18 protein-coding genes are annotated in these 23,260 nt (G+C 67.6%); 9 read left to right on the forward strand and 9 right to left on the reverse strand.

Translation table 11 applies throughout. The features are described from left to right. Positions 1-44: 44 nt before the first annotated feature. A complete protein-coding gene (locus tag CQ039_RS09800; RefSeq protein ID WP_105561920.1) occupies positions 45-818 on the reverse strand; it encodes an alpha/beta hydrolase in 774 nt (257 codons plus the stop codon). Between the two features lie 68 nt (positions 819-886). Between CQ039_RS09800 and CQ039_RS09805 the strand changes: the two genes are divergently transcribed. Continuing rightward, the gene (locus CQ039_RS09805) at positions 887-1,945 is read left to right on the forward strand and encodes an iron ABC transporter permease (RefSeq protein WP_199183579.1); all 1,059 of its coding nucleotides are present in this window, start codon (positions 887-889) and stop codon (positions 1,943-1,945) included. Continuing rightward, on the forward strand, positions 1,942-2,733 hold the full coding sequence (locus CQ039_RS09810; RefSeq protein ID WP_105561918.1) for an ABC transporter ATP-binding protein: 792 nt from the start codon (positions 1,942-1,944) through the stop codon (positions 2,731-2,733). Before CQ039_RS09805 ends, CQ039_RS09810 begins: the two co-directional genes overlap by 4 nt. A gap of 73 nt (positions 2,734-2,806) precedes the next feature. On the opposite strand, the gene CQ039_RS09815 is transcribed toward CQ039_RS09810, so the two are convergent. The 6 genes from CQ039_RS09815 to CQ039_RS09840 all read right to left on the reverse strand — a co-directional run bounded on the left by CQ039_RS09815 (position 2,807) and on the right by CQ039_RS09840 (position 11,348). Beyond that, positions 2,807-3,880, reverse strand: coding sequence for a YncE family protein (locus tag CQ039_RS09815; RefSeq protein WP_105561917.1), 1,074 nt, complete (start codon positions 3,878-3,880; stop codon positions 2,807-2,809). A gap of 22 nt (positions 3,881-3,902) precedes the next feature. Next, positions 3,903-5,036 carry an ABC transporter substrate-binding protein gene (locus CQ039_RS09820; RefSeq protein WP_233190080.1) on the reverse strand — a complete coding sequence of 378 codons (1,134 nt, stop codon included), beginning with the start codon at positions 5,034-5,036 and terminating at the stop codon, positions 3,903-3,905. A gap of 11 nt (positions 5,037-5,047) precedes the next feature. Further along, positions 5,048-7,153: a TonB-dependent receptor domain-containing protein gene (locus tag CQ039_RS09825; RefSeq protein WP_233190079.1), complete on the reverse strand. Its 2,106-nt coding sequence runs from the start codon at positions 7,151-7,153 to the stop codon at positions 5,048-5,050. A gap of 55 nt (positions 7,154-7,208) precedes the next feature. Further along, a complete protein-coding gene (locus CQ039_RS09830) occupies positions 7,209-7,733 on the reverse strand; it encodes a transcriptional repressor (protein ID WP_158255954.1) in 525 nt (174 codons plus the stop codon). A gap of 122 nt (positions 7,734-7,855) precedes the next feature. Further along, on the reverse strand, positions 7,856-9,277 hold the full coding sequence (locus tag CQ039_RS09835; RefSeq protein WP_105561914.1) for a YncE family protein: 1,422 nt from the start codon (positions 9,275-9,277) through the stop codon (positions 7,856-7,858). A 16-nt stretch (positions 9,278-9,293) separates the two neighbouring features. After that, positions 9,294-11,348 carry a TonB-dependent receptor domain-containing protein gene (locus CQ039_RS09840; RefSeq protein ID WP_233190078.1) on the reverse strand — a complete coding sequence of 685 codons (2,055 nt, stop codon included), beginning with the start codon at positions 11,346-11,348 and terminating at the stop codon, positions 9,294-9,296. Positions 11,349-11,629: 281 nt separating this feature from the next. Here CQ039_RS09840 and CQ039_RS09845 point away from each other — a divergent pair, with 281 nt between their 5' ends. Beyond that, positions 11,630-12,544 carry a LysR family transcriptional regulator gene (locus CQ039_RS09845; protein ID WP_105561912.1) on the forward strand — a complete coding sequence of 305 codons (915 nt, stop codon included), beginning with the start codon at positions 11,630-11,632 and terminating at the stop codon, positions 12,542-12,544. Between the two features lie 33 nt (positions 12,545-12,577). On the opposite strand, the gene CQ039_RS09850 is transcribed toward CQ039_RS09845, so the two are convergent. Next, entirely contained in the window at positions 12,578-13,978 is a 1,401-nt protein-coding gene (locus CQ039_RS09850) for a HAMP domain-containing sensor histidine kinase (protein WP_105561911.1), read from the reverse strand. Then, positions 13,956-14,633, reverse strand: coding sequence for a response regulator transcription factor (locus CQ039_RS09855; protein WP_199183578.1), 678 nt, complete (start codon positions 14,631-14,633; stop codon positions 13,956-13,958). The genes CQ039_RS09850 and CQ039_RS09855 overlap by 23 nt, the downstream gene beginning before the upstream one ends. Before the next feature lie 151 nt (positions 14,634-14,784). On the opposite strand from CQ039_RS09855, the gene CQ039_RS09860 reads away from it, so the two are divergent. From CQ039_RS09860 to CQ039_RS09885, 6 genes are read left to right on the forward strand one after another with little or no spacing between them, the layout of a single operon-like run. Next, on the forward strand, positions 14,785-16,020 hold the full coding sequence (locus CQ039_RS09860; RefSeq protein ID WP_105561909.1) for an isochorismate synthase MenF: 1,236 nt from the start codon (positions 14,785-14,787) through the stop codon (positions 16,018-16,020). Next, positions 16,017-17,645 (forward strand): (2,3-dihydroxybenzoyl)adenylate synthase, encoded by a 1,629-nt coding sequence (locus tag CQ039_RS09865; protein ID WP_105561908.1) that lies wholly within the window; start codon positions 16,017-16,019, stop codon positions 17,643-17,645. Before CQ039_RS09860 ends, CQ039_RS09865 begins: the two co-directional genes overlap by 4 nt. Beyond that, positions 17,642-18,304 carry an isochorismatase family protein gene (locus tag CQ039_RS09870; RefSeq protein ID WP_199183577.1) on the forward strand — a complete coding sequence of 221 codons (663 nt, stop codon included), beginning with the start codon at positions 17,642-17,644 and terminating at the stop codon, positions 18,302-18,304. Before CQ039_RS09865 ends, CQ039_RS09870 begins: the two co-directional genes overlap by 4 nt. Next, positions 18,301-18,564 (forward strand): phosphopantetheine-binding protein, encoded by a 264-nt coding sequence (locus CQ039_RS09875; protein WP_105561907.1) that lies wholly within the window; start codon positions 18,301-18,303, stop codon positions 18,562-18,564. The genes CQ039_RS09870 and CQ039_RS09875 overlap by 4 nt, the downstream gene beginning before the upstream one ends. Before the next feature lie 3 nt (positions 18,565-18,567). Further along, positions 18,568-22,473: a non-ribosomal peptide synthetase gene (locus CQ039_RS09880; protein WP_105561906.1), complete on the forward strand. Its 3,906-nt coding sequence runs from the start codon at positions 18,568-18,570 to the stop codon at positions 22,471-22,473. Then, on the forward strand, positions 22,470-23,240 hold the full coding sequence (locus tag CQ039_RS09885) for a 2,3-dihydro-2,3-dihydroxybenzoate dehydrogenase (protein WP_105561905.1): 771 nt from the start codon (positions 22,470-22,472) through the stop codon (positions 23,238-23,240). Before CQ039_RS09880 ends, CQ039_RS09885 begins: the two co-directional genes overlap by 4 nt. Positions 23,241-23,260: the final 20 nt, after the last annotated feature.

Below are 23,260 nucleotides of genomic sequence, written 5' to 3' on the forward strand. Positions count from 1 at the left end.
GAGCGGCCGCCTGACGTCGGCTAAGGATCGATGCGGCGCGGCGCCTATCCGGCGGCCAGTCGCTGTGAAGCGAACCGCAGTGCGGCGGGGAGCGAGGCGTATGGCGTTGAACCATGGTCTTCGTCGGCCAGCACGTTGAGCGTGACGGCGCCATTTTCCTGCAGGCTCAAGGTATTGCTGACCATGCGGCGGGCGAGGTGGGCCGGGGGCAGGTTGTCCGTTTCTTCCTGTGCGCCAACGACGACGAAGAGGTCGCTGGCGGACCTTGAGCCCCTGGGTTGGGCGTTGATCACCGAGGGATTCGCCCAGATCGAGGGGCTGATCGCGATATAGCGAGCGAAAGGCGCGGCGGCGGCACGAGCCTCAAGCACGAAGAGGCCGGACATGGAGTGGCCCATGAGTGTCAGCCGCGCCCTGTCCGCGCCCTCGGCCGCGAGGAGCGGCAGGACGTCATGGACGAGACGGTCCAGCAACTGGCGCCCTTGCGGGGCTGTTGATGGATCGGCCCCGTGCGGGAACCTGAATGTCGCTTGGCGGTCGGGAGAGGTCAGGCTGACGCCCACGATCAGCATCGGTTCAATGCGTGTCTTGGCCGTGCGCCGTGCCAGGCGTTGCGCCATCTCGGCGGCGGCATTGAAATAGGCTTCGGCGTCCAGCAGGATCATCGCTGGCCATCCCTGCGCCGGTCGATCCGCCTCCGGCGTATTGATCCAGAGCGTGAGGCAGGGCCCATCCGCCTTGGCCGGCAGGTGCAGCGTGCGACAACCCCCGGTTAAAGGCGGGGCGGTCTCGAGGAAAACGGGTGCGGGCAACGTCATGATGTCACCCTAGCCCATCCCGCGATGAGAGTGTATTGCGACGCATTCGCGTAATGGAGGGCGTCAGTTTGGCGAACGCAGAACGTGCGGCGCCAGATGCGGTGATCGCCTATTCCCGAGACGTTCGGGCTCGGTTCGTGGCGCTTGGGGCGCTGGCCTTGCTCGCCGCGGCGGCCTTGCTGCTGGATGTCGTTACAGGACCGTCGTCGATCTCAGCGGTCGCCGTGGTGAAGGGCGTCTTCGATCCGTCGTCTCTCAGCACGGCGCAACAGGCCATCGTCTGGCAAGTGCGTCTGCCCTACGCCCTGATGGCGACCCTGGTCGGGGCCGCCTTGGCTCTGGCCGGAGCTGAAATGCAGACCGTCTTGAACAATCCTCTGGCCAGCCCCTTCACCCTGGGCGTGTCGTCGGCGGCGTCGTTCGGAGCGTCGCTGGCCATTGTGCTGGGCGTGGGGGCCAGCTTCATCGGGTCCGACTGGCTGGTGCCGTTGAACGCCTTCGTCTTTGCCTTTGGCTCGGTGCTGGCGCTACAGGCCCTGGCGCGGATGAAGGGATCGGGGGTCGAGAACATCGTCCTGTTCGGCATCGCCCTGGTCTTCGCCTTCAACGCCCTGACGGCCCTGGTGCAGTTCCTGTCCTCGGCTGAGGCGCTGCAGCAACTGGTGTTCTGGACCATGGGCTCGCTGTCGCGCGCCACCTGGGGCAATGTCGGGGCCCTGGCCCTGGTGGTGGGGCTAGTCTCGCCGTTCTCGCTTTTGTCGTCGCGTGGCCTGACGGCGCTGCGGTTGGGCGAGGACCGGGCCATGAGTTTCGGCGTGGACGTCAAACGCCTGCGCTTTCTGTCTTTGCTGCGGGTTAGCCTGTTGTCGGCGACCGCCGTGGCCTTTGTCGGCGCCATCGGCTTCATCGGTCTGGTGGGGCCGCACATCGCGCGCTTGCTGGTGGGCGAGGATCACCGCTTCTTCCTGCCGGCCAGCATCCTTTCGGGAGCGATCATCATGTCGCTGGCCTCGGCGGCGTCCAAGGCCATCGTGCCGGGGGTGCTGATGCCGGTCGGCATCGTCACCGCCGTGATCGGGGTGCCGGTCTTCCTGCTGCTGATCTTCCGCAATGGAGGCCAGGCGTGACCGGGCTGGTGGTGCAGGGTCTGAGCGCCGGTTACGGCGGGCGCGCCATCGTCGAGGGGCTGAGCCTGCCGCCGCTGGCCGCCGGCGAGGTCGTGTCCGTGGTCGGCCCAAACGGGGCGGGCAAGAGCACCTTTTTGCGGGCGCTGGCGGGCCTGATCCCTGCGCAGGGGTCGATCCGGTTGGACGAGATCGAACTGACGGGCCTGTCGCTGGCTGACCGGGCCAAGCGCGTCACCTATATGCCCCAGACCTTGCCACAAGGCGTGGCCCTGACCGTGTTGGAGACCGTGGTGGCGGCCATTCGCGCCACGCCTTTGGGCGGCGCCGCCTTCACTGACGCCCAGGCGGTCGAACGCGCCTTTGAGGTCCTGCAACGCATTGGCGCCGAAGCCCTGGCCGGTCAGCGGCTGGACCGGCTGTCGGGGGGGCAGAAGCAACTGGCGGGTCTGGCGCAGGCCCTGGCGCGCGAACCGCGCCTGCTGCTGCTGGACGAGCCGACCAGCGCGCTGGACCTCTATTATCAGCTGCGGGTGCTGGACCTGGCGCGCGAGGCGGCGGCGGAGCGGGGCATGACAGTGATGATCGTCCTGCACGACCTACAGGCGGCGGCGCGCGTGTCGGACCGGATCGCAGTCATGGCTAGGGGCAGGCTGGCGGCGTTCGGCGCACCGGACGAGGCGGTGACGCCGGATATTCTGGCCCAGGTCTATCGTGTCTCGGCGCGCGTCCAACGCTGCGAACGCGGCGTGCTTCAGGTCCTGATCGACGACGTGCTGAAGGCGGGTTGATCCGGCGGACACCCCAACAAAAAAGGCCCGATCGACGGATCGACCGGGCCAGTTTGGGGAGGAAACGTGAAGGTCAGGGGCGGATCAGCGTCACCACGTCGCCGGTCGGATCGACCGGGACCGGCGTGCCGGCCGGGGCGTTGCGCGGCAGGCCGCGCGCCTTGTTGGTGACATAGACGGCGTTGGTGGCGCGATCGATGGCGATGGTCTGGGGCAGGGTGCCGGTCTGCAGATTGGTCTTCACCGCATAGGTGTCGGAATCCAGAACCGTGACTGTGCCGGCCTGGCGGTTGGCGACATAGATCTGCTTGACCGCGCCGTTGTAGGCGACGCTCAGCGCGCCTTCGCCGGTGGCGACCTTGTGGATCAGGGAGCCTGTGTCGGCGTTCAGGACCGTCAAATCTCCCGACTTCTGGTTGGCGACGAACAGGCGGCGACCTTGGGAATCCACAGCCACGTTGATGGCGGATTCGCCGTGCGAAGCCCATTGGCCGACCGTTTCTCCGGTCGCCAGGTCGATGGCGGCGACTTCGTTGCTGCCCATGCCGGTGACGTAGAGGCGGTTGGTCGAGGCGTCGAAGGCGGCGCCGGTCAGACCGCCGACCGGCGTAGCAATGGTCCGCTCGACCTTGTTCGTCGCGCCGTCGATGGCCCAGATCAGGTTGGGGCGCGAGGTGTCGCCAGCGTCGCCGCCGACGACGGTGACATAGGCCTTGTTGCGTTGCTCATCGACGATGACCTCGCGCACGTGAGCGCTGTCGTCTTCCTCGTCGTGACGGATGACAGCGACGACGGCGCCGGTCTTCAGATCAATGGCCGAGACAGCGCCGGTGCGGGTGTCGGTGCCATAGAGGATCTGGGTGCGGCTGTTCAGGCCCAGGCCGTAGAGCGGACGTTCTGAAACATTGATCGGGGTCTCGACGGCCAGAGTCTGCCCGTCCAGGCGGACGATCTGGGCCTGATTGGCGCCGCGCGGGCCGACGGCGGCGACATAGATGTCGTTGTCGGTAGGGTTGAAAACGATCTCGTACAGGCCGCCGGGCGCGACCTTGACGGTCTTCTCGATCGATTGGGCCGAGGCCGCCGAGGCCGTCGTCAGGGCGATGAGGCTGACGGCCAGCAGGGCGCTGTGGCGAAGGGTGATCATAGGGTCTCTCCTTGGATGGACGTCAGGCGGGGACCAGGTCGGTCCAGTAGTCGCCGCGATAGGGCACGGCGAGGAAGCGCTCGTTGATGGCCGTCAGGGTTGCGCGCGGGTCGAGGTCGGCGAACAACTCGGGCTGAATCCACCTGGCCAGAACCTCGGTGGCGACGATGTCGATGGGCGAGTTGATCAACTGGTGCGACAGGCCGTGGACCTTGCCCTCGCGCACCGCCTTCAGGGTCGACAGGCCGCGACGGCTTGCCACGCGGCGCAACGAGGCGCGCGAGGTCTCGGCGTCGTACTTCGGGCCGACGACGAAACCGCCGGTCTTCTCCAGATGAGGGCCGCCGGTGGCGATATAGAGGTCGGGATCGCGCTCGACCACGAACTCCAGGTTCAGCTTGCCTGACGGCTGTTTCAGCACTTCGGCGCCGATGTTGCGGGCGCCGACGAAGGTCAGATAGTCGCCGATATTGCCGGCGCCGACCGAGTTGCAGCAGTCGGGTCCGTTGCCGGCGTGGGCCTCCAGGAAGACGGTCGGCTTCTGCTCGTCCTTCAGACCCGCCACGCGGTCGGAGATGACCTTCAGTTTCGCGGCGCGGAAGGCGTTGTAGGCCTCGGCCTGTTCCTCGCGGCCGATCAGGCTGCCCAGCAGGGACAGGCTGCGCGACTGGTTCTCGAACGGGTGCTGGAAGAAGTCGATATAGGCCACGCGAACGTCGGCCTGCTCCAGCTGGGCCGCCTGGGCGTCGGTCGGACCAGAGTCCAGAGAGACCAGGGCGACCTGCGGTTGGGCGCCCAGAACGGCCTCGACGTTGAAGGCAGAGGCAGAGCTCGGCGTCTTCGGCAAGGTCGCCAGCGCCGGAGATTTTTCCAGATAGGCGGCGTAGATCTCGGGACTGAGACGGTTCACGTCGCCCGCCCAGGCGGCCAGCAGGCTGACCGGATCGGGGTGGATCAGCGACAGAGCGATCAGGAAACGGCTGTCGTCGATCGACAGCTTGCCGACGGGGGGCGTGACCGCCAGAGGCCGGTCGCGCAAATCCTTGAGCAGGGAGGAGGGGCCCGCGTCGTTACGGCGTGTGCAGGCCCCGGCGCCGGCCAGAAGGGCGGCGGCGCCCAGCAGAAGGGCGCGACGGCCCGTTGTGAATTCCGTCATCCGGCCCATCCTCAGAAATCCCAGCTGACGCCCAACCAGTAGCGACGGCCGTCGCCCTGGAAGTCGTAGGTCGCCACGTTCAGCACCTTGTCGGTCAGGTTGTAGACGCCGAGCTTCAGCGTCACGTCGTCCCGCACGCGCCAGTTCGCGCCCACGTCCAGAAGCGCGTAGTCGGGATAGCGGCGACCGACCTGGCGTGGGCCGTCCATGACGGGTTCGCCGTTGATCCCGACGCGCAGACCCGCGTTGACTTCCTCACCGTGGTAGGAGCCCGCCGCCCACAGGTTCAGACGGTCCGTCGCGGCGTAGTCGGCGCGCAGGTTGGCCATGTGCTCAGGCGTGCGCGACAGCGGCAGGCCGTCGTAAAGGCCGCCCTTCTGAGCGGAGTCCGTAAAGGTGTAGCCGGCCTTGATCGCGAGTTGGTCGGTCGCCTGCCAGCGCCCGCTCAGTTCGACGCCCTGAATGCGGGCGTCGTTGATGTTGTACCAGTAGTAGAGCTGATACAGCGGGTCCTCATCCCAGCGCAGCACCTCGCTCGGCACGTCGCAGACGCCGTTGTTGTTGGCGTCGGGACCGCAGACCCGGTCGTCGGCGATCTTGTCCTTGAAGTCGGTGCGGAAGATCGTGGCGTTCAGCGACACCGACGGGATCGGCCGCCACAGGGCGCTGACCTCATAGTTGACGCTGCTCTCGGGCTTCAGATCCGGGTCGCCGATGATGACGCCGCACAGGCCCGCGCCATAGTTGCAGTTGGCGCCGCCAGTTTCGTAGGCGTAGCCATCGGCCACGGCGCGGATCTCTGGCGCACGGAAGCCGGTTGAAACGCCGCCCTTGATGGTCAGGGTCTCGCTGGGGCTCCATACGGCATAGGCGCGCGGGCTCCAGTGGTCACCATAGCGTTTGTGGTCGTCGACCCGCAGGCCCAGCGTCAGCGCCAGTTGCGGCGTCAGGGTCCATTCGTCCTCGACGAAGAGGGCGCGTTGCCAGACGTCAAAGGTTTTGGCCAGGTTGTCGCGCGCGCCGGGGTTGATGTCCTTCAGGCTGTTCTCGATCCACTGGCCGCCGAAAACCAGGTTGTGATCGCCTAGCGACGAGCCCGCCAGCGGCAGGTTGAACAGGGCGTCGAGGACGGTGTTGGTCAGTTCCGGCGCGCGCGGGTTGCGGATCATCGTCCCCGTCGCGTCGGCGGTGAAAATCTCGCGCGAGGATTCTTCGCGCATCAGCGACAGGGCGCTGGTTCCCCAGCTCCAGTCGCCGTTCCATGACAGGGAGGCGCTGTCGCGGCTGTGCTCGTTACGTGTGCTCCGCCCGGTGGCGGCCACCGTCTTGCCCGCCGTGCTGAAGCGGTCGATGCGCGTGGTGTCGGCCTGCAGCAGGATTTCGTGGTCCGGCGCCGGCGTCCAGGCCAGGCGGCCGGTCAGGCTGTGTTCTTCGGAGCCCATGACGCCCGTGCTGCTGGGAGCGTTGAAGATGTGGTCTTCGGCTCGATCATGGGCTCGGCCCCAGATCTGGGCCCCCAGCTTGCCGCCTACGATGGGACCTGCGAGGTAGAATTGGCCTTGCGCCCAGTCGCCGCTGTCGCCGTTTTCCTGGGCCACATAGTCGGCGGCGATCGAGCCGCCCCAGCGCTCCGGGACCTTTTTGGTGATGATGTTGATGACGCCGCCGATGGCGTCCGAGCCATAGAGCGATGACATCGGCCCGCGCACCACCTCGATGCGCTCGATGGCCGAGACGGGCGGGGTGAAGCTCTGCTCCAGACCGCCGTTGCCGTTGACGCGGGCGTCACGCGTCGATTGCCGTCGCCCGTCCACCAGCGTCAGGGTGTAGGCGCCGGGCAGGCCGCGGATGAAGATGTCTTGAAAGTTCGATCCGCCGCTGACCGAAACGCCCTCGACGTCGCGCACGGCGTCGAACAGGTCGGCGTAGGCGCGGCCTTCCAGTTGTTCGGCGGTGATCAGGGTGATGGTGGCCGGCGCCTGCTCGATCTTCTGCGCACGGGTAGAAGCTGTGACCACGACATCATCGACGGTGGTGGCGGTCTGGGCGAAAGCGCATGGCGCAGCCAGCAAACTGGCGGAGGCGGTGAGCAGAGCCATCTGGGCTGTGCGATTCATGGGCGGTTGTTCCATACCAGACGCGACAAGCGTCAGTGCGTAGTGAGAATCATTGTCATTTGCAATGCTCTCGCTTTTGAACGCGGCGGTTGGTCGCTGTCACGGGATGGCGTGGGTCGGAACAGGCCGGGTCGATCGACGGACAAGCGAGGGCGAGGGGAAGCGGCTCGATGCGGAAGTGAATGCCCTCGGCCAGCCTATAGCCATGCCCGTGCAGCATCTGCTCCACAGCCTGCACCAGGGCGTCGTCGCGCACTTCGATGATCCGGTTCTGGCGCACGCAACTGAGGCTGAGGGTCGGGGTCCGGCGTTTCAGCCGGAAGAAGCGCCGGGCGTTTCGTCGCGCCGCCACTTCGGCGACCCCCAGTCGGTTCAGGAGGTTGAGAAATCGAGACACGGCGGCGCGAGAAACGTGGCTGCCTTGAGACCGGGCGGCGGCCAACGCGCTGTCGACATCAAGGGGAGCCTCGGCGTGGAGCAGGACGTGCAGAACATCCCTGCGCGCACGGTTCAGAAGCAGGCCGTGGGCCTTCAGGACCTGTTCGACGGCGTAGCCCGACGAATCCTGAGCGAGGACCATTTCATCCTGCACAAAGAGGCGCGGGGGTATCGTTGGAAGGGGCATCGTATCAACAGGGGGCACGGGCATGAAAACGAAAGGCCCCCGCCGGACAGGCGAGGGCCCTGGATCGCGACTTTAGGTCAGCGCGCCGAGCGGATGCGCAGGACGCTGTCGTTGCCGTCGCTGCTCCAGCCCGACTTGACGGCGGCGTAGATGTTGCCGCGCCCGTCGGTCGAGACGTGGTTGGCCACCGGCGGGGCGGGCAGGTTGGCGACGATACGGCCGTCCGCGTCCGTCACGGTGACGGTACCGGCGCCGAAGGTGCTGACGAAGGCGCGACGCGACTTCGGCTCGAACACCACGTTCAGGGCGCCGGCTCCGACCGGGGTGTCGGCAATGACCGAGCCGTCCGCTCCGTTCAGGACGACCAGGTTGTCGGTGCCCTGCGCGGCGACGAAGATGCGGTTGGTCTGGGCGTCATGCGCCACGCCGATCACGCCGCGCGCGCCCGGCACGGCGAAGACGTGCTCGACCTCATCGGTGCGGGTGTTGATGACGGCGATCTCATTGGTCGAGTTCGACGCCACATAGAGGCGGTCGGCCGCGCGGTCATAGGAGACGCTGGCGGCTGAGAAGGTCTCGCCGCGCACGTTTGAGTCGATCTTGATGCGCTTGGCGACCGTCAGGCCGGCGGTGTCGAACACCACGATCTCGGGCTGGAAGGTGGCGCTGGCGTAGGCCTTGCCGTCCTGTTCGTCGATGACGACGTCGCGGGCGTGGTTGACCGTGCCGGGCTCGAACTGACGGACCAGCGTCAGATCGGACTGGCGATAGACGGCGACCGTGTTCTGTCGGCTGTTGGTGACCCAGACGGTGTCGTGGGCGTCATCGACGCCGACGCCATAGACGGCGAAGACGCCGCCGTCCTGCGGCTGGCCGTCGCGGCCGACGCGGCCCGGTGCGGCGGCCGGCGTGACGCGGGCCTCGACCGCCAGGGTGTCGGCGTTCAGGCGCAGCAGCTCCGACTGGCGCACCGGCGGGCGGCCGACCGCCGAGGTGGCGAAGACGGCGTTGCGCTTGGCGCTATAGGCGGTCTGATACAGGCCGCGCGTGGGCTGGACGCTGGTGATCCGATAGGCCGCCTCGTTCGACAGCGGCACGTTCGGCGAGATCTTCAGATTGGCCAGGACGGCGTTGTAGGGCGATTGCGACACCGCCACGATCGGGTGGTTGCCCGGCTGGGCGTCCGCAGGCAGCGTCAGTCGCGCCTCGAAACCGCCCTCGGCGTTGGCGGTGATGGCGCCGGTCGACAGCGGCGTCTGACCGTACATCAGGACGATGCTCTGGCCAGGGTGGAAACCGCGGCCGGCGGCCACGATCGAGCCCCCCGGCAGGACGGGCTTGCCGCGATCGCCGGACGAGAAGCTTACCTGGCCTTCGATCAGGCGCTCGGGAGCGGAGAACAGGCTTTGGGCCGAGGCGATGGCGGGAACTGCGACAGCGGACGCCGCTAGAAGCGCGCCAAAGGCGACGCCGCGAAGGGATTTGCGGAGGTGGGTCATGATTGAGTTTTCCGGATCAGAAGCGGGTGGTCAGGCCGACGAAGAAGCGGCGACCGGGGGAGTAGTAGCCATCGCCTGCGCTGCCGCTGACCTTCTCAGCGAACAGGTTGGAGACGCCGGCGCGCAGCGTCACCGTTTCGGACGCTTCATAGGCGGTGGTCAGGTCGAACTCGGTGCGGGCGTTGGTCAGGGTCGAGCCGCCGCTCAATTGCTCGCCGGTGTATTGGGCCGACAGCATGAGCCCCAGGCGGTCGCTCGCCCGCCAGTCCAGCGAGGCGTAGCCCGACCATTCCGGGGTCGTGATCAGGCTGGCCCCGGTGTCCAGGTTCTTGGCCTCGATCATCCAGGTCGCGTTGCCGCGCAGGGTCAGATCATAGGGCAGGCTGGCCTGGCCGGTGAGTTCCAGCCCCTTGGTGCGAGCGCGCTGGATGTTTTCGTTCTTGGTCCACCAACGGCCTTCGAAATAGCCGAGCGGCGCGTACTGGATCTTGTTTTCGAAGTCGGTGTGGAAATAGGTGGCCGCGAACCGATAGGCGGCGCCGTCATAGGCGAAGCCGATCTCGTAGCTGGTGCTTTCTTCGGGTTTCAGGTTGGGGTTGCCCGCCATCCAGCAGCCGCCCGAGGTATAGATCAGCGGATTGCCGGCGCCGTCCAGGATGGTGTTGCCGTTCTTGTCCTTGGCGACCATGCCGATCAGGCCTCGGCAGCCGTTGCCGCCAGAGTTGGTGGCGGCGCCGGCGCTGTTTTCCTTCAGGGACGGGGCGCGGAAGCCCTTGGAGACGCCGCCGCGCAGGGTCCAGGCTTCGGCCGGATGCCAGACCAGATAGGCGCGCGGGCTGAAGTGCTCGCCATATTTGTCGTGACTGTCCAGGCGGCCGCCGAGCGTCAGCAGCAGGTTTTCGCGAAGGGTGATCTGGTCCTCGGCGAAGATGGCCGCCGTGTCGCCGGTCAGCGTGGCGCCGGTGATGATGTTGCCGTCATAGTCGATCGGCACCGTGCCGATCGTGTCGGTGTTGGTCAGCTCTTCCTGACGATATTGGCCGCCGATGGCGAACTTGTGCAGCCAGACGAAATTTTTCTCGAAGTTCCACAGGCCGTCGACGATCCATTCCTCGAACTCGCCGGAACCGCCGTATTCGCCCATCGCCTTGTTCTCGAAGGCGTTGCGATAGACGTCCAGACGCGTCTGGCCGAAGGACCAGTCGCCCTCATGGCTGACGCGGAAATTGGTGCGCTCGGTCTCCGAGCCAAAGGCGCCCTGCGGCGTCAGCACGCCATTGCGGTTCGGCACCAGAAGCTGGGGCGCCAGGGGCTCTTCCACCCCGTAGTTCGCCTCGAACGAGAAGTTCTGGTTGTCGAGCGGCGCCCAGTTCAGGACGCCGTTCAGGCTCTTGTTGACGACGCCGCCTGTGCCGTTGGCGCCGGCGATATTGACCTCGTCCGGGTTGGTGCGGGCGTAGGTCGCCCCCAGGCGCAGGCCCAGGTTTTCCGTGATTGGACCGGCTACGTTGACACCCAACTGATAGGCGTCGCCGCGCTCGGACTCCTCGGACCACGTGTAGCTGGTGTTGGCCGAGCCGCGCCACGTCGGGGCGATCTTGCGGGTGATGATATTGATGACCCCGCCCATGGCGTCGGAGCCGTAGAGCGACGACATCGGCCCGCGCACCACCTCGATGCGCTCGATCATGTCGGGCGAGATCCAGTTCAGGTCCTGGCGGCCCAGGTCGGGACGATAGCTGATGTCGCGCGAGTTGCCGACGCGACGGCCGTCGACCAGCACCAGGGTGTAGTTGTCCGGCAGGCCGCGAATGGTGATCTTGGACATGGCGCCGGTCGGGCTGACGCCGCCGGTCACGCCAGGCAGACGGCCCAGCAGTTCGCCCAGGCTCTGAACCGGTTGCCGCTCGATCTCTTCTCGCGTGATGACGCTGACCGAGGCTGGGGCGTCGCGCACATCCACGCCCGTCGCCGAGGCGGTGACGATGATGTCAGAGACGGTGGTGGCCTGGGGCTCGGCAATGGGATTGTCAGCCAGGACCGGCGACGAGGCGAGCAGGGTGGAAGTCATCAGGCCAAGCCCGATGCGGCGTTTGGAAAGAAGCATCTGTGCCCCCGAAGGCGTGCGTTGAATGGGCGGTGACCGCCCGGTTGGGGAGGAATGCTCACGCTTGTGAGCGGCAGACGCTTCTAATAATCATTCGCATTATTGGCTCAATGACGCATTCGGCATGGGCCGCATTCGCAAATCGGCATGATCCCGCCGGCAGCGGATCGCATGCGTCAATAGTTGCAATTAATAGTCATTATTATAACAGGAGAACCCCTCGTCATTGTCCCGGAGAAGCCGGAATGTCCGGGCGTTTGCCTTCTCGGGCCGATTTCAATCAGCTCCAGCATCTGATGGTGCTGTTGGAGCAGCGTAGCGTGTCCCGTGCTGCCGATCGGCTAGGTATGGGGCAGCCGGCGATGAGCCGCATTCTCGCCAGGCTGAGGGATCAGTTCGACGATCCGCTTTTGGTGCGAGGGCCGCGCGGCATGATGTTGACCCCGCGCGCCGAGGCCTTGCGGGGACCGCTTCGCTCCTGGCTCAGAGAAGGAGAGGCGCTGATCCGCGATCACGGCGTGGACCCTGGCAGCATGAGGCGCACCTTTCGCCTGGCTTCGACGGACTTCGGTCTGCTGAGCGTGATCGCACCCACGCTCGCCCTCATTGAGCGCGAGGCGGGCGGGGTGGAGTTGGTTGTCGAGCCGCTGTCGGACGCCAGTCTCAGGCGGCTGGAGGACGGCCGTCTGGATTTCGTCCTGACCGGGTGGAGTCCTCATGGGTCCAGCCTGCATTCGCGCTGGTTGTTTCAGGAAACCCATCTGGGCCTGGCCCGCCCAAACCATGCAGTTCATGCCTCCAAGGGGACGAGCGAAGACCTGCTGAAGTGGCCGCATGTCTCGGTCTCCGTCGGGGACGGCTTTGGCGATTGGATCGCCGAAGACCTGCCGGAAATGGCGGATCGGCGGATCTTGATCTCGGCCGAGAGCTTTTCCCTGACGCCCTATCTGCTGGCTGAAACCGAAGCCGTCGCCATCCTGCCCCGACGGGCGGCCGAGCGCTTTGCAGCGGCTCACGGTCTTCGGACCTTTCCCGCGCCGGCGGGCGTCAAGCCGTTTGACTACCACTTGGTCTGGCATGAGCGGTCGAGCGACGATCAGGCGACGCGGTGGGTGGTCGAGACTCTGGCCAAGGCGTTCGCGACGCCAGCTGCCGCCTAGAGCTGCCGCGCCGCCAGAGCGCAGCGATCAGGATCAGGCCGAACTTTGCGGCAAGACGATCTCCACCACCAGTCCGGGCGCGTTGTCGTCAAGGTTCAGTTCGCCGCCGTGAGCGTGGACGACGGCAGCCACCATGGCCAGGCCTAGGCCCGAGCCCGGCGCCGGATCGGCCTGGTTGATTCGATAGAAGCGGCGAAGAACCTTTTCACGTTCGACCTCCGGCACGCCTATGCCCTGATCCGCGACGCGCAGAACCGTCTTTCCGTCGCCAGCAAAGGCTGAAACCTCGATGCGGATGGGGGCGCCGCCGTGGAAGACGGCGTTCTCGATCAGATTCGCCAGGGCCTGCTGAAGCAGGGCTGCGTCTCCCGCCACGGTGACGGGGGAACCGAGCGAGGTGGTCAGGCTGCCGCCTGCCTCCTCCACCAGGGGGCGATAGATGTCACAGACTGTGGCGGCCAGATCGGCCAGATCCGCAGGGGCGACACGCAGGGCGACGCCGCCGCTCTCTATACGCGCCAGAGTCAGCAGGGCCTCGAACAGGGCGCTGACCTGGTCGGTTTCGGCCAGGGCGCGCTCGATCGTGGCGTCCCGCGCGGCGACGTCGTCGATCTGGGCGGCGACCTGTTCCAGTCGATTTCGCACCCGGTTCAGGGGCGCGCGCAGTTCGTGGGCCACACCTTCGGACAACGACTTCAGCGCCGTCAGGGCCGCTTCTTGCCGGTCCAGCATCCGGTTGAGGTTTACCGCCAACTGGTCGAATTCGCGCCCCAGACCGACGGTCGGCAGACGGGTTGAATCCTGCCCGGCGATGATGCGTCCGACCGCCTGGTTGACGCTTTCGAGGCGGCGAAGAACGAGGCGTCCCGACGCCCAGCCCCCGGCCAGGGCCAGAAGGATCAGGGTCAAGCCGCTCCAGAGCGCGAAACGGCGAATGCCGCCGCGCAATTCCTCCAGATGCTGGATGTCGCGCCCAACGGCCAATAGGCCTCCGTCGGCGGCGCGCGCGCTCAGCGTCATCATATTGGGAGTCTGATCGGGCCAGCGCGCGGGGCGGGCCTTGTTCGGCAGATTGCGCCGAAACCCGGTGGCGTTGACGGCCAACCGGGTCAGTCCGTTGGAGAAGGTGCTCTCGTCCGGTGCCTCGACCAGCAGCAGGTAGCGACGGGCGTCGCGGTTGCGCGCTTCGGCGTTCAACTCCTGCACCAGGGCCGCCGTGCCGTGACGGTCAGCGTCGGCGCGCATCACCTCCATCTGATGGCTGAGGCCGTCGCGCACCTCGGCCTCGGCGAAGCGCATGAGGCCGTAATCCACCCCGGCGACCATGGCGGCGGCGCCCAGGCCGAAGAGTAGAGAGAAGGCGACGGCGTAGCGCAGGCCGGCCGTGGACCAGATGGACGGCGCGCTGTCCTTAGTCCGCTTGCTTGAGGACATAGCCCACTCCGCGGATCGTCTGGATCAGATTGCCCTCAAAGCCGCGATCGACCTTGGCGCGCAGACGGCTGATGTGGGCGTCGATCAGGTTGGCGCGCGGGTCAAAATGAAACCCCCACAGGCTTTCCAGCAGCATGGTGCGCGTCACGGCCTGGCCGGCGTTGCGGGCCAGACGTTCCAGCAGCTTGAACTCGTGCGGGGTGAGATCCAGAATCTGTCCGGCGCGCGTGGCCCGATGCGCCGCCACGTCCACGACCAGATCACCGACCGCATGCCGTTGCGTCTGATCCGCGAGGGGAGGGCGGCGGATCAGCGCCTGTATCCGCGCGCTCAATTCACTGAAGGCGAAGGGCTTGACCAGATAGTCGTCTGCACCCGCATTCAGACCGTCCACGCGGTCGTCCACCGCGCCCAGGGCGGTCAGCATCAGCACGGGGGTTTTCAGCCCTGAGGCCCGCATGGAACGGACGGCGTCCAGCCCCGACAGGCCCGGCATCATACGGTCCACGACGATGGCGTCATAATCGCCGTCCAACGCCAGGTGCAGGCCGGTGTCGCCGTCGGCGGCTTCATCCACGGTCTGACCTTGCTGGCGCAGACCCTCCGCTACGAAGGCGCGGGTGCGGGTGTCGTCGTCAATGATAAGCATTCGCATGAATGACTTTCTAGCTCGACCGGGGGCGGCGGTCAGCCCAGTTGCGAATTAATCTCACCGCAAGGCGCCGCGAAGGTTGGTCGTCTATAGCCCCAGTAGTTGCGATTGATACGCAACAGCGTAATTCGCGACGAGGTGAACAGTGGAGTCGATGGGGACGAATTTCTGGAGCGCCCCTGATCTGGCGGTCCAGATCGGAGGCGACGCCGCGGCGCCGCGCGGGCGGCCGGAGGCGGCCATGGACTGGGCCTTCGGTCTGGCGACCCCTGAACTGCGGCTGTTCACCACAGGCGTTCGGCGGCGCCTGCCAGCGGGACCGGCGGCGAGCCTGGGCGAGCGGGTTCGACGCTTCTTCTCGGCGTATCCGGTTGCAGCGGACGGCCATGAGGTTTCGCCGCGTCTGCTCGTCGGCGCCATCCCCTTTGATCGCGAGGCGGATGATTGTCTCTTCCTGCCGGAGCGCGCCGCCAACCGCGCCTGGAGCGCGCCCGCGCCCATGTCTTCGTCGCTGGGAGACAGGCGCATGACGGCCGAGCCGTCGCGCGACGCCTATCAGGAGGCCGTCATCAAGGCGCTGGCGTTCATGCGCGCGTCAAGGGAAGGGGCGCAGTCGATCGATAAGGTGGTGCTGTCGCGCAGCCTGCGGCTGGAGGCCGATCATCCGATCGACGCCTTCGCCCTGTGGCGCGACCTCCAGGCGGACCCTTCGGCGGCGCGTTTTCTGGTTCCGCTGGGCGCGGGTAGGGGCGGGGCCATGCGCCGTCTGGTCGGGGCGTCGCCCGAATTGCTGGTCTCCAAGCGCGGCCCGTCCGTCTCGTCGCATCCCCTGGCCGGGTCGGCGCGCCGCAGTCCGGACCTGTCGCAGGACGAAACGGCGGCTCAGGCTCTGCTGACCTCCGACAAGGACCTTCGCGAACACGCCCTGGTGGTCGAGGCCATCATGGATGCCTTGGCTCCCTGGTGCAGCGAACTCCGCGCGCCGCCGGCGCCGGCCCTGGTCTCAACCCGGACCATGTGGCACCTCGGCACTCGCATCGAGGGGCGTCTGCATCGTCCGGACGAGGTGTCGGCGGCCGAGCTTGCGGCTTTATTGCACCCGACGCCTGCCGTCTGCGGTGCGCCGCGAGATCGGGCTGCGGCGATGATTCGCGAACTGGAGGCCTATGATCGCGGCTTCTACGCCGGAGCGCTGGGGTGGACTAATGCAGGGGGCGACGGCGCCTGGTACGTGGCGTTGCGTTGCGCCGAGCTCTGCGGCGCCGAGGCGCGTCTCTATGCGGGCGCGGGCATCGTCGATGGCTCGGACCCGGTGGCCGAAGCAGACGAGACATCCGGAAAATTCCAGGCTGTCCTGCGTGCCTTGGGCGTCGGCGAGGCGAGCCTGTGATCCCCCTGAAACAGGTCTGGCCGGACGACATGGCGGCCCTCTATCGAGCCAAGGGCTATTGGCGCGGCGAGACCTTTTCGCAGATGCTGCGCAGCCGCGCCGAGGCGCAGCCCGACGCCGTCGCCGTGGTCGGCGCGGACCAGCGCTGGACCTATGGCGAACTGCTGCAAAAGGCCGAGACGGCCGCCGCCGGCTTCCTGGCCCTGGGGCTGAAGCCGGGCGACCGGGTGGTGGTGCAACTGCCCAACCTGCCGGAGTTCCTCAGCGTGATCTTCGGCCTGTTCCGGGCCAGGCTGATCCCCGTCTATGCGCTGCCCGCGCACCGCTCGACCGAGATCGTTCACTTCCTGAAACGTTCGGAAGCCGCCGCCTATGTCGTGGCTGACCGACATGTGGGGTTTGACTATCGCGCCCTGGCTCGCGCCGTTCAGGCCGATGTTCCCGAGTTGCGCCATGTGGTCGTGGTGGGTGAGGCCGAGGAGTTCGCATCCTTTGACGGCTTCCGCGCCGATCCGGCGTCCCTGCCGAGGCAGGACGCTGATCCATCCGACGTGGCCTTTCTGCAGATTTCGGGCGGCTCCACCGGCCTGTCCAAGCTGATCCCGCGCACCCACGACGACTATCTCTACAGCGTGCGCGAAAGCGCCGACATCTCGGGGCTGGAGCCGGAAAGCGTCTATCTGACGGCCCTGCCGGCGGCGCATAATTTTCCGATGAGTTCGCCGGGCTATCTGGGCGCCCTCTATGTCGGGGCGACGGTGGTGATGGCGCCGTCGCCGTCGCCGGATGTCTGTTTCCCTCTGATCGCGCGCGAAGGGGTGACGATCACCGGCCTAGTGCCGCCGCTGGCCCTGCTGTGGATGCGGGCGGCGGCCAAGAAGACCCACGACCTGTCCAGCCTTCAGGTGCTGCTGGTCGGCGGGGCGAAATTCCTGCCTGAGGCGGCGCGTCGCGTGCGCGCCGAACTGGATTGCACCCTGCAGCAGGTGTTCGGCATGGCCGAGGGTCTGGTCAACTACACCCGCCTGGACGACCCCGAGAGCCTCATTGTCGAGACGCAGGGACGGCCGATCAGCCCTGACGACGAAACCTTGATCGTCGACGACGCGGGCGCGCCTGTGGCCGAGGGCGAACCGGGCAATCTGCTGACGCGCGGCCCCTACACGATCCGCGCCTATCATAACGAACCGGCGGCCAATGCGCGGTCCTTCACTGAGGACGGCTTCTATCGCACCGGCGACGTGGTTCGCCGCACGCCCGAGGGCTACCTCGTGGTCATGGGCCGGGCCACCGACCACATCAACCGCGCCGGTGAGAAGGTCTCGGCCGAAGAGGTCGAGGATCACCTGCAGGCCCATCCGGCCGTCTTCGACGCCGCCGTGGTGTCGGTGCCGGACGACTATCTGGGCGAGCGGATCTGCGCCTTCGTCATCCCCGACGGCGCCACGCCGCGCGGCGTCGAGTTGAAGGCCTGGATGCGCAAGCGCGACATCGCCGACTTCAAGGTGCCGGACCAGATCGTCTTCGTCGACGACTTCGCCGTGACCGCCGTGGGCAAGGTCAGCCGTCGCGAACTGCGCGCCGCGCTGCGCCAGCGCATTCTGGAAGAAGAGGGCAGGGCGTGAGCGCATCCTCTGAAGAAACTGGCAAAGGCCTGCCGACCGTCCCGGCCTACGCCCTGCCGACCGAGGCGGAGATCCCCGCCTCGCGCGCTCAATGGACGTTGCAGCGCGATCGTGCGGCCCTGCTGATTCACGACATGCAGGGCTATTTCATGCGGCCCTATACACTGGGCGCCGAGCCGCTGCCGGAGCTGATCGCCAATATCGCGGGCCTGATCGCGGCGGCGCGGACGGCGGGTGTTCCCGTCTTCTACACCGCCCAGCATGGGGATCAGGACAGGCGCGACCGGGGGCTTCAGGCCGACCTTTGGGGACCGGGCATGAGGCGCACGCCCGAGCATGAAGACATCCTGCCGGAACTGGCCCCGGCGCCGGGCGACTTCCCTCTGATCAAGCACCGCTACAGCGCCTTTCAGCGCAGCAACCTGGAGACGCTGATGCGCGTGCGGGGGCGGGACCAACTGATTGTTTGCGGCGTCTACGCCCACATCGGCTGCCAGCTGACGGCGGCCGAGGCGTTTCAGCGCGATATCGAACCCTTCTTCGTCGCCGACGCCCTGGGCGACTTTTCTCGTGAAAAACACATGGAGGCAGTGGCCTGGGCCGCTGCTGTCTGCGCCGTGGCGACCTCGACCACGCGCGTTCTGGACCGACTGACATGACCAAAGTGACCCCGCATGACCTGACCCTGGAACGCATGCGCGCCGACGTCGCCGCCGTTTTGCACGAAGCGCCGGAAGCCATTCTGGACGATGATAACCTGATGGATCTGGGGGTGGATTCCCTGCGCGTCCTCAACCTCAGCCTGCAATGGAGCGAGACCGTGCCGCTGGAGTTCAGCGAACTTGCCGAGCACGTCACCCTGGCCGAATGGTGGAACATCATCCGCCAGAAGCGCGCCGCGCTCGGCATCGAGTCCTGAGGCATGGACGACGGACGCGCCGTATTCGGCATTCAGGCGCAGACGGTCGAAGCGCCGCTGAGCGAAGCCCAATCCGGGCTATGGTTCGCCCAGAGGCTGGACCCGGCCAACCCGATCTTCAACACGGCCCACTATCTCGACATACGGGGCGATCTGAACGTCGAGGCCTTCCGCGCCGCCGTCGATCAGACCGCCGCCGAGGCCGAGGCCCTGTCGCTGCGTTTCGTCGAGCGAGGCGGCGAGGTCTTCCAGACCCTGGACCCCGCGCATCGGCCGCTGCTTCAGATCGTCGACGTATCCGCCGCCGCCGATCCGGTCGCCGAGGCTATGGCCGCCATGCGCCGCGATCATGAGACGCCGCTGGACCCGACGCGCGACCCGCTGGCCGCCAACATCCTGTTCCGCATGGGAGCGCAACGCTTCCTGTGGAGCCTGCGCGTCCACCATCTGGCCACCGACGGGTTCGGCATGGCCCTGCTGACCAACCGCACAGCCGAGCTCTACAACGCCGCGCGCGGCGGCCCGGCGCCGGGTCCGGTCTTCAACCCTATCGCCAGGGTGTGGGAGGAAGACGCCGCCTATCGCGTCTCTGACAAGCGCACGGCCGACGCCGCCTACTGGCGCGAGATCATGGGCGACGCGCCCGAGGTTGCTTCCCTGGCGCCCGGCAAGGCGACGACCGCCCACCGCTTCCACCGCATCGAACGCGCCCTGCCGCCGCAGGTCACGGCCCGTTTGCGCGCCCGCGCCGACGCTGGGCGCCTGTCCTGGCCCGACGTGTTGACCGCCATCGGCGCGGCCTATGTCCGCCGCTTCTCGGGCGCGGAAGAGGCCGTGATCGGCGTGCCGTGGATGGGCCGCATGGGCAGCGCCTCGGCGCGCACGCCCGCCATGATCATGAACGTCCCGCCGCTGCGCCTGACGCTGGACGAGGACGCGCCGCTGGACGAGCAGTTGATCCTCGCCTCCAAGGCCCTGATCAGGACCCGTCGCCACGGCCGTTACCGCAGCGAGCAACTGCGGCGTGATCTCGGCCTCATCGGCGGGGCACGGCGCCTGTATGGGCCGCTGGTCAACGTCCTGCCGTTCGACCTGCCGCCGCGCTTTGCGGGGCTGGACACGACGCTGAAGGTGCTGGGCACAGGCCCGGTGGACGACATCAGCTTCACCTTCCGTGGCGACGCCGCCCCGGCCCTGACGCTGGAGGTCGACGCCAACCCCGACCTCTATACGCTGGAGGAGGCCGCCGCCCACGCCGAGCGTCTGGCCGCCTTCCTGACCAACGCGCTGGACGCCGAGACGCTGGGCGAGGTCCCCATCGCCACGCCCAGCGAGGCCGCGCGCGAACTCGAAGCCTTCAACGCCACCGCCCATCCCGTTCCCGACACGACTCTGACCGCCCTGCTGGAGGCGGCGATGCAGGCGACGCCGGACGCCCCGGCGCTGACCTTCGGCGAGCAGACCCTCACCTACGCCGAACTGGATTGCCGCACGGCCGCGCTGGCCTCGGCGCTGGCGGCGCGCGGCGTGGGGCGCGAGAGCCTCGTCGCCGTGGCCCTGCCGCGCTCGCTGGAACTGGTGATCGCCCTCGTCGCGACCTTACGCGCAGGCGGGGCCTATCTGCCGCTCGATCTGGAGCATCCGGCCGAGCGCATCGCCGCCATCGTCCGCGCCTCCGGGCCGAGCGTCGTGCTGGCCCATGAAGACATCGGCGGCGCGTTCGGAGAGGCCCTTCTGGCGCCCGCCGACTGGCCGCTGGACGGGGCGGCGTCTGCCGTCGCGCAAGGGGGCGAGGACGCCGCCTATGTCATCTACACCTCGGGGTCGACCGGCGATCCCAAGGGGGTGCTGGTCGAGCATCGCGCCATCGTCAATCGCCTGCTGTGGATGCAGGCCGAGTACGGCGTCGGCGCCCAGACCCGCATCCTGCAGAAGACGCCCGCGACGTTTGACGTGTCGGTGTGGGAGTTCTTCCTGGCCCTGATTTCCGGCGGCGAACTGGTCGTGGCGCCGCCTGGCGCGCACCGCGATCCGGCCGCCATCGCCGGGCTGATCCGCCGCCATGCGATCACCGACCTGCACTTCGTTCCCTCCATGCTGTCGGCCTTTCTGGCCGATCCGGCGGCCAAGGGCATCGCGGTCGCTCACGTCTTCTGCAGCGGCGAGGAACTGCCCGCCGAACTGCGCGACCGTTTCCATCAGACGGTGAGCGCTGAGCTCCACAACCTCTATGGCCCAACCGAGGCGGCGGTGGACGTCAGCTATTGGGCCGCCGGGCCGGAGGATACGTCCCGCCCCATGCCGATCGGCTGGCCGGTGTGGAACATGCGGCTGGTCATTCTGGACGAGCGACTGCGCCCCGTGGCGCCCGGCATGGGCGGCCATCTGCATCTGGGCGGGGTGCAACTGGCGCGCGGCTATCTGAACCGGCCCGACCTGACCGAGGATCGCTTCATCCCCGATCCGCACCATCCGGGCCAGCGTCTGTATCGCACCGGCGACGTGGCGCGCAGGCGGGCCGATGGGGCGGTGGTCTATCTGGGTCGCAGCGACCATCAGGTGAAGATCCGCGGTCTGCGTATCGAACTGGGCGAGATCGAAGCCGCTGTCATCGCCTCAGGGCTCGCGCGCGAGACGGTGGTGCTGGCGCGCGAGGACCGTCCCGGCGAGCGCCGTCTGGTCGCCTATCTGGTTCCGGCCGAAGGGTATGAAGCCGCCGCCCTGAAGGCGAAGCTGGCCGCGCGCCTGCCCGACTATATGGTGCCCGCCGCCATCGTGGCGCTGGACGCCCTGCCGACGACCTCCAACGGCAAGCTGGACCGCAAAGCGTTGCCCGCCCCGGTGTTCGAGATGGCGGCAGGCCGGGCGGCCGAGACGCCAACGGAAAAGATCATCGCCGAACTGTTCGCCGAGACGCTGGGCCGGGGCGAACCGGCGGGCGCCGACGACGACTTCTTCACCCTGGGCGGCGACTCCCTGCTGGCCGTGCATCTGATGATGCTGATCCGCGAGCGGCTGGGGCGCGATCCGGGGCTGGGCGCCCTGTTCGACCGGCCGCGCGTGGCCGAACTGGCCGCCCTGATCGACGCCGAGGCGCTGGACTTCGACAACGGGCTGGGCGTGCTGATCCGTCTGGCCGAGGGCGATCCAGCCCTGCCGCCGCTGTTCCTGATCCACCCGGCGGGGGGGCTGTCTTGGGGCTATCGCACCCTGGCGCGCGCCCTGTCGCCGCGCCGCACGGTGTGGGGCGTGCAGTCGCCCGCGCTGGACCCGACCAACGCCCTGCCGGGCGGCATCGACGCGCTGGCGTCGGTCTATGTCGACCACATTCTGGCCTTGGGCGCTCCCGGTCCGGTGCATATCGCCGGCTGGTCCGTCGGCGGCATCATCGCCCAGGCGGCGGCGGTCGAGCTGGAGCGGCGCGGGGTCAAGGTCGGGCTGATGGCCATGCTGGATTCCTATCCGGCCGAATGCTGGCGCGCCGAGCCGGACCCGGACCCGGTCGACGCCATGCGCGCCCTTCTGGCCATCGCCGGATATGACCCGACCCAGTATCCCGAGCTGCGCAGCCGTGCGGCCATTGTCGCCTTCCTGAAGGCGGGCGACAGCGCGCTGGGCGGCCTTCCCGAGGCGGCGCTGGACGGAGTGATCCGCGTGGTGCTGGACACCAACCGTCTGGTGCGTGAACATCATCACAAGCCCTTCGGCGGCCGCACCACCCACGTCCGCGCGGCGCTAGACCACAAGGAGCGCGACCTGACGCCCGGCCTGTGGCGCACTTACGCCGCCGATCTGGACGTGGTCGAGGTTCCCTTCCTGCACCCGCAACTGACCGGCCCGGCGGCGACGGCCCTGATCGCTCCGGCGCTGGACGCCCGCATGACCGCCGCAGAGGATATGACACGATGAGAGACAGCGGACTGTCCGGCCGTCTGGCCCTGGTCACGGGCGCGGGCGGCGGCATCGGCGCCGCCGTGGTGCGCCTGTTGGTCGAGGAGGGCGCGCGCGTGGTGGCGACCGACCTGCCGTCCATCGCCCTGTCGGGTCTGGCCTTCCTGAACGGCGTGCGGGTCGAGCCGCTGGACGTGTCCGACGGCGCGGCGGTCGAGGCCCTGTTCGACCGCATCGAGGCCGAGGACGGCCCGATCGACTTGGTGGCCAGCGTCGCGGGCGTCCTGTCCAATGTGACGGTGGATCAGACGTCCGACGCCGAATGGCGCCGCGTCTTCGCCGTCAATACGGATGGGCCCTTCCACTTGGGCCGCGAGGTTTCGCGCCGAATGGGCGAGCGGGGCAAGGGCGCCTTCGTCACCGTCAGCTCCAACGCGGCGGGCGTGCCGCGTCATGCGATGGCGGCCTATGCCGCGTCCAAGGCGGCGGCGACCATGTTCACCCGCTGTCTGGGGCTGGAGCTGGGGCCGAAGGGCGTTCGCTGCAACATCGTCGCCCCCGGCTCGACCCTGACGCCGATGCAGACCGGCATTTGGGCCGACGAGGACGGCGCCGCCCGGGTCATCGCCGGCTCGCCCGAGACGTTCAAGGCGGGCATCCCGCTACAGAAGCTGGCGACGCCCGATGATATCGCCGAGGCGGTAGTCTTTCTGCTGTCCGACCGCGCCGCCCACATCACCATGATTGACCTCTACGTCGACGGCGGGGCGACGTTGAAAGGCTAGAAGGCGAATCTTCATGCCGC

It is taken from the genome of Brevundimonas sp. MYb52, assembly GCF_002979535.1.
Lineage (GTDB): Bacteria > Pseudomonadota > Alphaproteobacteria > Caulobacterales > Caulobacteraceae > Brevundimonas.

What these genes read in the sequence shown, in the direction of transcription:
- CQ039_RS09800 (WP_105561920.1), bottom strand. Translation starts at nt 818, where the DNA reads ATGACGTTGCCCGCACCCGTTTTCCTCGAGACCGCCCCGCCTTTAACC.
- CQ039_RS09815 (WP_105561917.1), bottom strand. Translation starts at nt 3,880, where the DNA reads ATGATCACCCTTCGCCACAGCGCCCTGCTGGCCGTCAGCCTCATCGCC.
- CQ039_RS09820 (WP_233190080.1), bottom strand. Translation starts at nt 5,036, where the DNA reads ATGACGGAATTCACAACGGGCCGTCGCGCCCTTCTGCTGGGCGCCGCC.
- CQ039_RS09825 (WP_233190079.1), bottom strand. Translation starts at nt 7,153, where the DNA reads ATGAATCGCACAGCCCAGATGGCTCTGCTCACCGCCTCCGCCAGTTTG.
- CQ039_RS09830 (WP_158255954.1), bottom strand. Translation starts at nt 7,733, where the DNA reads ATGGTCCTCGCTCAGGATTCGTCGGGCTACGCCGTCGAACAGGTCCTG.
- CQ039_RS09835 (WP_105561914.1), bottom strand. Translation starts at nt 9,277, where the DNA reads ATGACCCACCTCCGCAAATCCCTTCGCGGCGTCGCCTTTGGCGCGCTT.
- CQ039_RS09840 (WP_233190078.1), bottom strand. Translation starts at nt 11,348, where the DNA reads ATGACTTCCACCCTGCTCGCCTCGTCGCCGGTCCTGGCTGACAATCCC.
- CQ039_RS09845 (WP_105561912.1), top strand. Translation starts at nt 11,630, where the DNA reads ATGTCCGGGCGTTTGCCTTCTCGGGCCGATTTCAATCAGCTCCAGCAT.
- CQ039_RS09850 (WP_105561911.1), bottom strand. Translation starts at nt 13,978, where the DNA reads ATGTCCTCAAGCAAGCGGACTAAGGACAGCGCGCCGTCCATCTGGTCC.
- CQ039_RS09855 (WP_199183578.1), bottom strand. Translation starts at nt 14,633, where the DNA reads ATGCGAATGCTTATCATTGACGACGACACCCGCACCCGCGCCTTCGTA.
- CQ039_RS09860 (WP_105561909.1), top strand. Translation starts at nt 14,785, where the DNA reads ATGGGGACGAATTTCTGGAGCGCCCCTGATCTGGCGGTCCAGATCGGA.
- CQ039_RS09875 (WP_105561907.1), top strand. Translation starts at nt 18,301, where the DNA reads ATGACCAAAGTGACCCCGCATGACCTGACCCTGGAACGCATGCGCGCC.
- CQ039_RS09880 (WP_105561906.1), top strand. Translation starts at nt 18,568, where the DNA reads ATGGACGACGGACGCGCCGTATTCGGCATTCAGGCGCAGACGGTCGAA.
- CQ039_RS09885 (WP_105561905.1), top strand. Translation starts at nt 22,470, where the DNA reads ATGAGAGACAGCGGACTGTCCGGCCGTCTGGCCCTGGTCACGGGCGCG.